Source organism: Salinivibrio proteolyticus, assembly GCF_027286365.1.
GTDB classification, from domain to species: domain Bacteria; phylum Pseudomonadota; class Gammaproteobacteria; order Enterobacterales; family Vibrionaceae; genus Salinivibrio; species Salinivibrio proteolyticus.
Genome location: NZ_CP114584.1, coordinates 259,868 through 273,471, shown reverse-complemented (window position 1 = coordinate 273,471; position 13,604 = coordinate 259,868). Strand labels below are relative to the sequence as shown.

Here is a 13,604-nt window from a genome sequence, read left to right as displayed (position 1 = left end):
TTCTCCTTAATCAAGAGGCGTGATCCCCGGCGCAAAGCTCTCGGGCAAGGTGACCTGCTCGCCTTCCATCGATGCCATGGGGTAGGCACAATAATCGGCGGCATAATAAGCACTTGGACGCAGGTTACCCGACGCGCCCGGACCACCAAATGGTGCATCCCCACTAGCACCGGTCAATTGACGGTTACGGTTTACAATACCGGCGCGAATATGGTCAAGGAAGTATTGCCATTCACCATCGTCGTCACTGATAAGGCCTGCCGATAAGCCATAGCGGGTATCATTCGCTTTCGTCAATGCATCAGCCATATCGGTGTAACGCTGCACCTGCAATAAAGGACCGAAGTATTCTTCATCGGGTAACTCGGCGATCCCGCTAACATCAATGATCCCCGGCGAGATCACGGCATCATGGCGATGTTCACACGCCACGACTGGCTTGCCACCGAGATCGATCAGTTTTTGCTGAGTGGCTAAGATCCCTTCAGCCGCCGCCACAGAGATCTGTGCGCCCATAAAGGGCGCCGGATCATCGAACTGGCCGCCTACACGGATCGTTTTAGTCCACGCCGCTAAGCGCGCCAAGATCTTGTCACCCACCTCCCCTTCAGGAAGAAGTAGACGACGTGCACAGGTACAACGCTGACCGGCACTGAGGTAAGCCGATTGAATAATGGTATAAACCGTGGCATCCACACCACTGTGTTTATCACTGATAACCAGTGGGTTATTGCCCCCCATTTCCAATGCCAGCATTTTGTCCGGTTGGCCGGCAAACTGGCGATGGAGGATGTGTCCGGTGTTGGCGCTCCCGGTAAATAGAAGGCCATCAATACCTCGAGCTTGTGCTAGCGCTTCGCCGGTATCACGGCCCCCTTGCACCAAGTTAATCAGCCCAGCAGGTAGACCGGCTTCTAACCAGTAGCCAAGGGTTTGTTCAGCCACTTTAGGCGTCAGTTCAGACGGCTTGAAAACCACACTGTTTCCGGCCAATAGTGCCGGGACAATATGGCCATTAGGCAAGTGACCGGGGAAATTATACGGCCCAAACACTGCCATCACACCAAGGGGGCGATGACGCAGTACAGCTTGCGTGCCATTGACGTCTTTTTCCCGCGATCCTGTACGTTCATGGTAAGCGCGCAGCGAAATGGCAATTTTACCCACCATGGCGCCCACTTCGGTTTTGGTTTCCCAAAACGGCTTACCGGTTTCTTCAGCGATGGTACGCGCCAGATCGTCGGTATTGGCTTTCACAATTTCAGCGAAGCGTTCTACCAAGGCTTGGCGCTCGGCAAAATCGGTATTCCGCCAAGTAAGAAAGGCTTGTCGTGCCGCGCTTACCGCTTGTTCAACCTGCGGTTTCGTGGCTTCATTGCCTTGCCAAATACAACGGCTATCAAAAGGGTTTAGCGAAGTCATGACGTCGCCTTCACCCGGCGTCCATTCACCATTGATCAAATGGCCTGCGGTTTGATGTGTCATCCTTACTCCTCCATCGCGATCAAACGGAGTCGATCGCCGTCTTTAACTTGCAGCGCTTCGGCAACCTCTGGCGCAATCACAACGTGATTGGTTTCCGGATCAAGTGCCGCTTTCGCCGCAGTCGCGCGGAAGCCCGCAAAATCGGTATTCGAAATTAAGTAGTGCTGAGCACTGCTATGCTCACGCACGCTAGCAGTCGCATTAAATGAATGGCGGACCGATTCGATATTGTGGCGCAAACACTCGACCGTTGGACCGGCATCAAAGATGTCGACATATCCTCGACACGAAAAGCCTTCTTTCTCCAACAGACGCAGTGCCGGCCGTGTTTTCGGGTGCACTTGTCCAATCACGGCACGCGCTTCTTCACTCAACAGACTGACGTAAATCGGCAACTTAGGCATTAAATCGGCAATAAACCCTTTCGCACCGATACCGGTTAGGTAGTCGGCCAAAGTAAAGTCAATCGAAAAGAAGTTGTCCTTAAGCCACTGCCAGAACGGCGAGTTGCCATCATCATCAGACACGCCACGCATTTCGGCAAACACCACATCCGCAAAGCGCTCAGGAAACTCGGCGAGCATCAAGAAGCGACACTTGGAAAGCAGTTTACCGTTGAGGCCACCCCGAAACTCAGGACGCAAAAACAGGGTGCAAATTTCCGTTGCTCCGGTGTAGTTATTGCCAAACGTCAGCACTTCAACAATGTTATGGACATTGAGCTTGCGCGATGAATGCACCACTTTGGTTAAGTGATAACTATAAAAGGGATTATCGAGGCCGATTGCCGCCTCGATCCCTGTGGTGCCTGCAACCTCGCCCGTTTCGGTATCTTCGGCCACCATCAGGTAGCCTTCCATGCCCGGGCTAGTGACATGTTTGGCAAAGCTTTCTAGCGAATTGTTGATACGTCCTTGTAGCAAATCGGCATCAACCGGCAATGAGGTAAATCCATGACCGGACTCTTCCGCACACAACATCAGTGCATCAAAATCTGACGCACGGATAGGCCGAATAACTAACATCTCAAATCCCTCCGAGTGTAAAGGCCGCCTTATGCAGCAACGACCTTCGCAATAGCACGATCAAGGCGCGCCATGCCTTCTTCAATATCCGCTTTGGTAATCACCAATGATGGGGTGAAACGCACCACATTCGGGCCCGCGACCAGCACCAGCAAGCCTTCCTCACCTGCCGCCACTAAGATGTCACGCGCACGCCCTTCCCATGCTTTGTTGAGTGCCGCGCCAAGCAACAAACCTTTACCGCGCACTTCACTGAAGATGCCGTATTTATCGTTGATCGCTTCTAGGCCATCGCGGAACCACTGTTCGCGCTCAATAACACCGTCAAGGACCTCGGGTTTGGTCACTTCTTCCACCACCGCTTCTGCGACCGCACATGCCAAGGGGTTACCGCCATAGGTTGAGCCATGCGTCCCCGGTTTCATGTGTGCCGCCAGGGCTTCGGTGGTCAACATGGCACCGATCGGGATCCCCCCACCCAGTGATTTAGCGGTGGCTAAGATATCGGGAGCGACGCCCGATTGTTGATACGCATAGAAGGTGCCCGTACGGCCGTTACCGGTTTGCACTTCATCGAAGATCAGCAAGGCATTGTGTTTGTCACACAGTTCACGTACACCTTCCAAGAAACCCGGCTCTGGAGGAATAATGCCGCCTTCACCTTGCAGTGGCTCCATCATCACCGCACAAGTGCGATCAGAGATATGATCAGCCAGCGCGGCTAAGTCATTGTATGGCAGGTGGGTAATATCTCCCGGCTTAGGACCAAAACCGTCAGAATAAGCCGGTTGACCGCCCACGGTGACCGTGAAGAAGGTGCGACCATGGAAACCTTTGCTAAACGCAATGATTTCGCTTTTATGCTCTCCGTGTTCTTCTTTTGCCCAGCGGCGTGCCAACTTTAGTGCTGCTTCGTTCGCTTCGGCGCCAGAGTTTGCGTAGAAAACACGATCCGCAAATGACAACTCAGTGAGGCGCTTTGCGAGACGCAATGCAGGTGCATTCGTCATGACGTTGCTTAAGTGCCAAAGCTTTTGAGCTTGCTCAGTCAACGCATCCACCATGACGGGATGACAATGGCCCAAACAGCTCACCGCAATCCCACCCGCAAAGTCGACGTACTCTTGCCCTTCTTGGTCCCAAATGCGGGAGCCTTTGCCGTGATCTGGGATCATGGGCATCGGGTTGTAGCAAGGTACCATCACTTCATCAAAGAGTTTACGTTCTACTTTTTTGTCCATCGTCATCACTCAATCCTTCTGTGTTTTTTCCATGACGCATAGTATTTACATTCTTTTAACCGCGGCAATAGCAGATTATTTTTTCTTTTCAGCAGAATAACAAATACCATGCAGATTAGAGATATAGTTATGCACAAAGTGTGAGGCGAGAGAAGCGCCTAATCAGCAAGGCTGAGATGCCTGTAAGGCATGAGTGGTGCGGGATAACGGTGATGGCTGCATAAGGTTGCAGCCACTGATAATCAAATCAGAAAAAACGAAATGTGAAAATAGTGATAAAGATCGCTATTTTTTGTAACTATTGCTGTAAGAAATTCGCCAGTAAGTCATGGCCATGTTCAGTCAAAATGCTCTCCGGATGGAATTGTACCCCCTCAATTGGCAAGGTTCGGTGCTTCAATCCCATAATGATTTGGCGACCATCGGGCTCAGTGGTGGTCGCTGTCACGGTCAAACAATCAGGCAGGGTTTGCGGGTCAACCACCAACGAGTGATACCGAGTGACGGTAAACGGACTGGGTAAGCGGTTAAATACCCCTTGATGATCATGTTCGACCAAAGACGTCTTACCGTGCATCACCGCATTGGCGCGGATCACCGACGCACCAAAGACCTGTGCAATGGACTGATGGCCAAGACATACGCCTAAAATCGGTATCTGTCCGGCAAAATGGCGAATGACCTCGAGAGAAATCCCCGCCTCATTCGGCGTACAAGGACCAGGAGAGATCACTAAATGGGAGGGCTCCATCGCCTCAATGTCTGCGATAGCCAACTCGTCATTGCGTTTGACACACACGTCCACGCCCAGTTGGCAAAAGTACTGATAGAGGTTATAGGTAAAGGAGTCGTAATTATCGATGATAAGAAGCACTGTGCTGCGCCATCCGATTGAAAACCGGAATGATGCTAACACAGTGCCTGACAAGCGTCATCCGCGGGCGGTGTTGCCACTGCCCGCAGTGATTAGATTAACGTAGTTGGCAACGGAAGCCGGTGTAACGGACCGACATAGGCTGACTCGCCGGCGCACTGCCACAATGGACGGGGATCAAACCCAGCGCTTTCACAGTGACCTCGATACGATCATCTTTATCAAGCTTCAGCCCTTGTACCAATGGGCTTTGCGTATCAAAGGTGCGTTGTGAGCGCCATTTCATCCAAGCGTGATCAGGACTTTTTTGTCCATTCAGCATCGGAATAATCGGCAAAATACTGCGGTTATTGATGGTAACCGATACAGGCACAACCGGATCCGGATACGCCAAAGACACAATCACAGGGTCGTGATCTGACGAAGAGAACGGATTGGTCGATTTCACCAAATCCCCAGTGTACTGACGACTGTATTCAAACAAGGTACTTTCAACCGAGTTAATGTGCCAGTCTTCCACACCGACGACTTTTTCCGCCAAGCTAGCGCTGGCGATGGCATGGTCGAGACTCCCCAATTCACCCGAGTACGAGTAGGAATAGGCTTTATCACCCAATCGCGCCGTGGCGAGGTTGATATAGCCCAGGCCTTTCTCTACCGCTTGTGCGGTCGGATGCATAGGTACACCGCGAATTTCCGTTCCTGCGGCTGTCATGATATCGCGCTGGTTAGGCTGACGTTGGTAGTCGGTTAATACACGGACCGGATCTTCTTTCGCGTACGCATTGAGATCGCCAAGGATCAATACGTCTCCATCCAGCTGCTGCAGACGATCGCGTAATGTCACTGCCGCGGAGACACGGAAAGCATTACAATGTCCTTGTAAATCTGCTGTATCCGTCTCGAATTCACCCGCGATCCAATCTTCATAACAGCCTGATCCTTTCGACTTAAAGTGGTTAACCACAATGTGTAACGGCTCGCCATTAATGCTAAACGCTTGCAGCAAGCTGTCGCGTTGATACTTGTTAAGCTCACGCGTTTCGCCCTCAGGGTTTTCACCACTTATATGCTGCTCGGGCATAGCAACCGCTTGTGCGTCACCGGCTAACGAGACTTTTGCAGGGCGGTAAATCATGCCCACCATGATCGCATCAGAGCCAAAAAACGCGCCCTGATTTTTCACCGCATCGCTGGGTTCAACAAACTGATAATGGTCTGCAGGATCCGCAAACTCTGCGTTGAGGTGGGTCACCAAATCGGCAATGGCGCTTCCAGCTTCAAACCCATTGTTTTCAAGCTCCATCAAGCCAACGATATCAGCATCCATCGCGCGGAGGGCATTGACAATCTTGGTACGTTGGAGCTCAAACTCAGCGGCGGTTTTAGCACCTCGGTTGCAACCACGCTTGGCGTCCGCATGGTCGCGATCTTTACAGGTGACATTTAAGGGGCCACCAATGGCGCTGGCACTGGTGAAATAGTTGAGTACGTTAAAGCTAGCCACTTTAATGTCGGTATTCGGTACCGTCGCGGGTGCATCTTGACGATCGTGACGGTGCACAATGTCACCAGCGGTAATGGTGTTGGTCGCCACTAAACGGTACTGATCGTAGCTAAAGCCCATCACGCCAGACAAATGCTCAATACGATCGCCAATACGCAGATAGCCTTGCTCAGCGTCGAGTCCCGGGAAATAGGGAATTTGTCCATCTTTGGCTTTTTGATCACTTTCGATATAAAGCTGATTCGCGGCATTGTTCGCCGCAAGCGCTTTCGCTTCGTCGGTTAACGCTGGATAAAGTTGCGTGGGTTTAAATAAAGGAGTGCGGTGCGTTAACACCATATTGTTGCGAAACGCGTCGTAGTCAAAGCCAAAATTACGGGTGATCACCAGCTCACTGTCCGCGTCCATGGTCACATACATGCCTTCGTAACGCTCAAGTGCATCCTTTAACGACTCACCGTGATCCACACGAATGGCAGTCGGAGCCAACGGACCATAATACGGGCCCTTAGCGACTTGATTATCGGTCACACCCAATTGCGTATGACCATAATACTCTTTGACCTTACCACTGGCACATAAGGTGTCACCGGGCTGCAAATTGAGGGCATCAGCGTCCCGCAAGTACACAAACAAGCCATCGGACGTGGCGCGATTGCCATCCCCTTGAGGATCTTGAATCCAAACCCCTTTATAAAGGCCTTGGGTCACCGCAGTGACCACACCTTGTACCGCATAGGTTTTATCGGAGCTGTATTTGCCCGCTGGGACCAATGGGCTGCGATCACCGTCACCTTGGATCGCATAAATGGGCGTGGTGGGCGTCATGCCGCACTGGTAGGTTTGCTCGAGGGGGGCTTTGGCGGCCGCGGGCATGGCGAGTCCCGCCATCATCAATGCTAGCGGCGACCACATCAGTGGCTTTTTCATACCTGTTCCTTCACGTAGTTTGAGTGATTACTCGAATTTCGCGCGCATTATTAACGATGGATACACAGAATGGCGTGATTTGGCTCGCATCAGAAACAGTTACTATTGATGGACTTATAAGAAGTGAGAGTTGGGTTCCGGTCTGATCAAAAAAGCAGCGGTCTATGCCGCTGCTTTTTTATACCGTCATATTCGTGTGCTACGCGCGTGGAACAAAACCCACTGCGTCATACACTTTACGCAAGGTTTGCTGTGCGCGTGCCGATGCGTGCTCAGCACCTTTTTGCATCACACTGTCGAGCAGCGCGCGATCAGCGCGGTACTCATGATAACGCGCTTGGAGAGGTTCGAGCATCGCCACCACCGCTTCAGCAGTATCTTTTTTCAGATGGCCATACATTTTGCCTTCGTAGGCTTTTTCTAGTGCGGCAATTGACTCACCAGTCGCTCCGGATAGCAAACCAAGCAAGTTAGAGACACCCGGCTTTTGCTCGATATCAAAATGGACACGCGGTGGCTCTTCCGAGTCGGTAACCGCACGTTTGATTTTCTTGGCAATGGCTTTGGGATCTTCGAGCAAACCAATCACGTTATTACGGTTATCATCCGACTTCGACATTTTCTTGGTCGGATCTTGCAGGCTCATCACCCGTGCATTCACATCAGGAATGTAAGGCTCAGGCATGGTAAAGACATCGCCGTAACGATTGTTAAAGCGCGTGGCAATGTCACGGGCAAGCTCTAGGTGCTGCTTCTGATCATTACCTACAGGCACTTGATTGGTTTGATACAGCAAAATATCTGCCGCCATCAGCACTGGATACCCAAATAGACCGGCGTTGATATTCTCAGCATGACGCTGCGATTTGTCTTTAAACTGGGTCATGCGGTTCAGCTCACCCATTTGGGTGTAACAGTTCAATACCCAGCCCAATTGCGCATGCTCTGGCACGTGCGATTGTACAAACAAGTTACTTTTCTCAGGGCTCACGCCCACCGCCAAGCACAACGCCAACGCATCCAAGGTTGCTTCGCGTAACGCATCCGCATCTTGATGAACGGTAATCGCATGCAAATCCACCACACAGTATTGGCAGTCATAATCATCTTGCATCTGTTCCCACTGACGCAGCGCGCCTAGATAGTTACCGATACTTAGTTCACCCGAGGGCTGCACACCACTCAGTACAATGGGTTTTGAAGATTGACTCATGATGATTAGGTTCCTTTACGCGTTGCCCAACCGGGCGGTAGTTATGTTGCTATATAATCGTTATGCTTGGTGGCTGGCGACCACGGCTTGTAGCTCACTGAATGAATCCAGCACATAGTCAGGACGGCTATCGCTAATCGGTTCACCGTAGTTGTAGCCATAGGTTAACCCGACAGAAGCGATGCCCGCATTCTGGGCTGCCAAAATGTCATTTTTTGAATCACCGACCATCAACATTTGTGCATTGGTTAAGCCATGCTTGTCTCGCAAATGGTGCAACCCTTCTGGGTTTGGCTTATTGGTCGGTAGGCTATCGCCTCCCAACACATCGGTAAACAAGGTGGCTAATCCTAAATCTTCTAGGATGGCGGGCACAAATGCCACGGGTTTGTTTGTCACGACACCCAGTTGATAACCTTGCTGATGCAGCGCGGCCAAGGTGTCTTTCACGCCCGGATACAGCACGGTTTTTTCATGGCCGTTATTTTCGTAGTGGAAGTTAAAACGCTCACGGGCACGGGCGACCAAATCGGCATCCAAGTCAGTGGCAAAATCATGACGACGCGACAGCGCACGACGGATCATAATATCGGCACCGTTACCAATCCAACCTGTAACTTGTTCCACCGTCACGGTGGGCATGTCCAAGTCGGCCAGCATCATCTGTAACGCTTGAGTTAAGTCCGGTACGCTGTCGACCAAGGTACCATCGAGGTCGAAGGCAATATAACGAAGGCTCATACTACTTACCTATTTACAGTTGCAAGCGCGGTGCGCATCTCATCAATGGCCGCTTTATAGTCGGGTTGCCCAAAAATCGCAGAGCCGGCAACAAACATATCTGCCCCTGCTTGGGCAATCTCGGCGATATTGTCAGCTTTCACACCGCCATCAATTTCCAGTCGGATGTCTCGACCGCTGGCATCAATACGTGCGCGCACGTCGCGCAGTTTATCCAAGGTGCTTGGAATAAACGATTGGCCACCAAAACCGGGATTCACGGACATCAACAAAATCATGTCGAGTTTGTCCATCACGTAATCAAGATAATACAGTGGTGTGGCGGGATTAAATACCAGCCCGGCTTTCATGCCGTGATCTTTAATCAATTGTAAGGTGCGATCGATATGGTCACTGGCTTCGGCATGGAAGGTTATCATATCGGCGCCAGCTTTGGCGAAGTCGGGAATAATGCGGTCAACCGGCTTAACCATGAGGTGCACGTCAATCGGCGCGGTAATGCCGTAATCGCGCAGCGCCTGGCAAATCGGCGCGCCAAAGGTGAGATTAGGCACGTAATGGTTATCCATTACATCAAAGTGGATCACATCTGCACCCGCGGCGAGTACCTTTTCTACATCCTCGCCCAAGCGCGCAAAATCTGCTGATAAAATCGATGGCGCGATCAAAAAATCCGTCATAGTTGTCGCCTCACTTGCCAAAAAGTCGCCGCAATTCTACCCGATCTCGCTCGCGCTGTCTTATTCGATCCCGCTTTTCTACCTGAACAGCTGACAAAATACATACCGCCAACTAGGGTTGGATAAGAGCGACAAAAAAGGAGGCATCATGACAACAAAATTAGGCGTTTGGGACGTCATCAAAAGTGTGATTGCCGCGCTTTTTGGTGTGCAGTCCGAGCAAAACCGTCAACGCGATTTTGCTCAAGACTCGCCCGCTGCGTACATCGTGATAGGCGTGGTGATGATTGGTGTATTTGTCGCGACCTTGCTTGCCATTGTCGGCATGATTACCTAATGCCGCTTTCCAGTTAGGGTTGAGGCGCAAACAGTGCCAACAGCTCATCCACTTTATTACGCCCATTCCCATTACGGCTAATGGTACGTTTGACTCGTACCACGTTGAAGGTCGCACCACGATATAAACGGCGGGTATAAGGGGTGTCGTGGTTTGAAATAAGAACCGGGATCCCACCCGCCATCGCTGCCTGCTCTGCATGCTCTGCCAATAACGCTTGATCATCCAGCGTAAAGCCGTTGGTGGCATAAGTGGTAAAATTCGCTGTCGCGGTTAAAGGCGCATAAGGAGGATCGCAATACACCACGTCGCCCAGCTTCGCGCGGGCAAAACTTTCCGCATACCCTTCACACACAAACTCTGCCCGTTGTGCTTTTTCGGCAAAAAAGAACAGCTCTTTTTCAGGGAAGTACGGTTTCTTGTAAGACCCAAAGGGAACATTAAATCCACCTTTTTTGTTGTAACGGCACAGGCCATTGAAGCCGTGACGATTCATGTACAAGAAATAGAGCGAGCGAAGATACGGATCTTGCGTGGCATTAAAGTCTTCCCGCACTTGCAAATATTGCGCTTTTTGATTGTAGTCTTGACAGAAAAAGGCGCGTGCATCATCGACAAACCGTGCTGGGGTTTGTTTGATAATGTTATAGAGATTAATCAAGTCGGGATTAATATCAGCCAAGATATAGCGGTCGTAGTCGGTGTTTAAAAACACCGACCCTGCGCCGACAAAAGGCTCGATCAGCGTGTCCCCTTCGGGAAGATGACGGCGAATGTCATCGACCAGCGAATACTTCCCGCCAGCCCACTTTAGAAACGCGCGATGCTTTTTCATTGCCCCTTGTCATTCTCCGCGATATGAAAGGGGGCGGATTGTACCTTATTTTGTTTCATCAATCAGCGGATTTTACTGCCCATTTGCACGATTGATTTCACGGTGAATTTGGCTAAATGATTTCACGAATGGCTGCAGCGCACGGACATTGTCGGCCAGCGTGAGTTCTGCGCGACGCGCCGCGGTGACACTCTCATAATCGCCCAGTAATACCATGTACCAAGTTCCACCATTACGGCGAGTTTGATAAACCTGAACACGCCCCTCCAGTTGATAGTTCGCAATCAGATCAACCGCATCTTGGCGGGATTGTAAGGCGGCCAGCTGTAACGCATAGCGCTGTGCAGGCACCGCCAGTAGAGCTTGGGCATCTAACGGCAAGGTCTGGTTCGCGGACGCTGGCGGAGATGCAGCTTCCGGTTGCGCTGTTTGGCGAGGAGCAGCAGGCTCTGGACGGCTGTCTGGTGCCGCCGGTGTGGGCGGTGTTTGTGCCAGCTCAGGGATCAAGGGTTCGTCAACGGCCTCAGTACCATCACCACCTGCATCCTGCTCTTCAATCATGGCATCGACCACGTCATCAGGCACGACAACGCGTTTGCCTTCATCTCCGCGGCCAACCGTCAAGCCTTCGCCATTAACCTCTTCTGGCAATGAGACTGTATCTTCAGTCACCGAGCCTGACTGGCTGGTGCGGTTTGAAGTACTGGCTGGGTTTTGGTCCATGCCTTTCTCGGTGCTTTGGCCAGCAGTCACGGCGCTCTCTGGCTCGCCCTGCTGTTCGCGGAGTAAGTCATCAAGATTCTTTAACCCTTCTGGCAATACCATGCCCGAGGACTGATCATCACTTTGGCTCGGGAAGTACCACCAAATCACACCAGCACCCACGACCATGAGCACCACGGCCAATACCAGCATGGTAAAGGGTTTATTACGCGAGGGCTTTTTCTTCTCGTCACTCACTGTGCCTGTCTCCTGATTGTCCTTGCCCATGATCATGCCCGGATAGAGGGTTTGATTGGCCAACTTGGCCAGCCATTGTTTTTTCTTGGTCGCATCAATGCGTCGGGTCACCGCCAACACATCGATAAACATTTCTTCCTCCCCCTCATTTAAGGGCGAGACTTCTAACTCTAACGGCTTTTGGCCTTGGCCATATGACACCTGACGAAGCCACTTGTTCAACTTTCCGGGCAACGCAAAAAGCACCACATTGATGCGCCAATGATCTTGGTTTTGTGCCTGTAAAACCAGTGCCCAAAGTTCAGACAATAAATTCGGGCTAAGACGGTGGGCATCATCAATGACAATTAACGCATCACATCCACTGTCGCCTAGCATCATCGTCAGACTGTCGACTAGCGGATCGGCCTCATTAAATACGCCATCTTTGACAATTTGACGAAGCAAAATAGCACGGCGTTGTGCATCATTTTGTGCCGTGTGACACACCAGTAAGGAGTGGACCGACGCGTCGGCCCATTGCTCCATATAGCGCTCACTGAGCCAGGTTTTACCCGCGCCAGTCGGACCGGTGACCTGGATAAGGTTAGAGCTAAAGCGGGTAAGAAACTGCAGGCGTGATAAGAGCTGGGTTTGGCTTTCCAGCTCCAAGGCCAAGGTATCAAAGGTGTTTGTCATGCATTCAATGGTTAACCGGCATCAATCACATCTGCTAACAGCTGATGTGGAACATCTGCAACCACTTGCGCTTGGCCGATCGCTGTTGGCAGTACCAAACGCAACTGTCCTGAAAGCACTTTTTTATCACGCATCATGTGCTTAATAAAAGCATCGTAGTTCATCTGGACAGGGACGTGCACGGGAAGCTGCGCTTTTTCGAGCAAGGCAGTGATGCGGGACACACTTTGTTCGTCCAGCAAACCATGACGTTGTGCCGTGTGGGCAGCAAGCACGGTGCCCGTTGCAACCGCTTCACCATGTAACCAGTTGCCATAGCCCATCTCCGCTTCAATCGCATGACCAAAGGTGTGGCCCAGATTAAGCAGAGCACGTACACCGGCTTCGGTTTCATCTTGCGCGACCACATCAGCCTTGATTTGACAGCAGCGCCGAATCGCATAACTTAACGCGTCGGGTGACAAAGCGGTCAACGCCGCCATTTCGCTATCGAGCCAGTCAAAGAAAGGCGCGTCGGCGATAATGCCGTATTTGATTACCTCTGCCATTCCCGCCGCAAACTCTCGATCTGGGAGGGTGCTGAGTACTTGAGTGTCAATCACCACCGCTTTGGGCTGGTAAAACGCACCAATCATATTTTTACCCAAGGGATGATTGATGGCCGTTTTCCCGCCAACCGACGAGTCAACCTGCGCCAATAAGGTGGTAGGAACTTGAATAAAATCTACCCCGCGTTGATAACAAGCGCTGGCAAAGCCAACGATATCACCAATCACACCGCCACCCAGTGCCACCAGCACCACATCGCGATTGTAGTTATTCTCAAGTAGGAAGGTGTTGATAGTATTGAAGGTTTCTAGCGATTTGTACGCTTCACCGTCGGGTAAGCTAAGGCAGGCGACATCTTGTGCCCCTGCCTGCTTAAGCGTCGAGACCAGCTTCTCGCCATATAATGGCATCACTGTCTCGTTGCTTATCACAGCAACCCGACGCGAACGTACGTTTTCAAACAAGCTGGCATCTGCCAGCAGCCCTTCGCCGATAGAGATAGGGTAGCTACGCGCCCCTAACTGAACATCTATCCGTTCCATGGTCGGG

Annotated in this window: 12 protein-coding genes; 1 reads left to right on the top strand and 11 read right to left on the bottom strand. The window is 51.5% G+C overall.

Going from position 1 to position 13,604, the window contains the following annotated elements; all coding sequences use genetic code 11:
• Positions 1-6: 6 nt before the first annotated feature.
• The 8 genes from astD to rpe all read right to left on the bottom strand — a co-directional run bounded on the left by astD (position 7) and on the right by rpe (position 9,696).
• Entirely contained in the window at positions 7-1,485 is a 1,479-nt protein-coding gene (astD, locus tag N7E60_RS01300) for a succinylglutamate-semialdehyde dehydrogenase (RefSeq protein ID WP_077640977.1), read from the bottom strand.
• 2 nt (positions 1,486-1,487) lie between these two features.
• On the bottom strand, positions 1,488-2,510 hold the full coding sequence (gene astA, locus N7E60_RS01295; RefSeq protein ID WP_069590937.1) for an arginine N-succinyltransferase: 1,023 nt from the start codon (positions 2,508-2,510) through the stop codon (positions 1,488-1,490).
• 29 nt (positions 2,511-2,539) lie between these two features.
• Positions 2,540-3,757, bottom strand: a complete 1,218-nt coding sequence (locus tag N7E60_RS01290; protein ID WP_069590935.1) for an aspartate aminotransferase family protein — start codon at positions 3,755-3,757, stop codon at positions 2,540-2,542.
• A 292-nt stretch (positions 3,758-4,049) separates the two neighbouring features.
• The gene (locus N7E60_RS01285; RefSeq protein ID WP_077640976.1) at positions 4,050-4,625 is read right to left on the bottom strand and encodes an anthranilate synthase component II; all 576 of its coding nucleotides are present in this window, start codon (positions 4,623-4,625) and stop codon (positions 4,050-4,052) included.
• A 97-nt stretch (positions 4,626-4,722) separates the two neighbouring features.
• Complete coding sequence (locus tag N7E60_RS01280; RefSeq protein WP_269597933.1) at positions 4,723-7,062, bottom strand: ExeM/NucH family extracellular endonuclease; 2,340 nt, start codon at positions 7,060-7,062, stop codon at positions 4,723-4,725.
• A gap of 199 nt (positions 7,063-7,261) precedes the next feature.
• Complete coding sequence (trpS, locus tag N7E60_RS01275) at positions 7,262-8,275, bottom strand: tryptophan--tRNA ligase (RefSeq protein WP_269597932.1); 1,014 nt, start codon at positions 8,273-8,275, stop codon at positions 7,262-7,264.
• Positions 8,276-8,335: 60 nt separating this feature from the next.
• The gene (locus tag N7E60_RS01270; protein ID WP_269597931.1) at positions 8,336-9,016 is read right to left on the bottom strand and encodes a phosphoglycolate phosphatase; all 681 of its coding nucleotides are present in this window, start codon (positions 9,014-9,016) and stop codon (positions 8,336-8,338) included.
• Positions 9,017-9,021: 5 nt separating this feature from the next.
• On the bottom strand, positions 9,022-9,696 hold the full coding sequence (rpe, locus tag N7E60_RS01265; RefSeq protein WP_269597930.1) for a ribulose-phosphate 3-epimerase: 675 nt from the start codon (positions 9,694-9,696) through the stop codon (positions 9,022-9,024).
• A 148-nt stretch (positions 9,697-9,844) separates the two neighbouring features.
• Here rpe and N7E60_RS01260 point away from each other — a divergent pair, with 148 nt between their 5' ends.
• On the top strand, positions 9,845-10,033 hold the full coding sequence (locus N7E60_RS01260) for a DUF2970 domain-containing protein (RefSeq protein WP_069589884.1): 189 nt from the start codon (positions 9,845-9,847) through the stop codon (positions 10,031-10,033).
• Between the two features lie 13 nt (positions 10,034-10,046).
• Here the strand turns inward: N7E60_RS01260 and dam are convergent, their stop codons facing one another.
• From dam to aroB, 3 genes are all read right to left on the bottom strand, one after another.
• The gene (gene dam / locus N7E60_RS01255) at positions 10,047-10,868 is read right to left on the bottom strand and encodes an adenine-specific DNA-methyltransferase (protein WP_069589882.1); all 822 of its coding nucleotides are present in this window, start codon (positions 10,866-10,868) and stop codon (positions 10,047-10,049) included.
• A 72-nt stretch (positions 10,869-10,940) separates the two neighbouring features.
• Positions 10,941-12,506, bottom strand: a complete 1,566-nt coding sequence (locus tag N7E60_RS01250) for an AAA family ATPase (RefSeq protein ID WP_269597928.1) — start codon at positions 12,504-12,506, stop codon at positions 10,941-10,943.
• Between the two features lie 11 nt (positions 12,507-12,517).
• Positions 12,518-13,597, bottom strand: coding sequence for a 3-dehydroquinate synthase (gene aroB, locus N7E60_RS01245; RefSeq protein ID WP_269597927.1), 1,080 nt, complete (start codon positions 13,595-13,597; stop codon positions 12,518-12,520).
• Positions 13,598-13,604 lie beyond the last annotated feature (7 nt).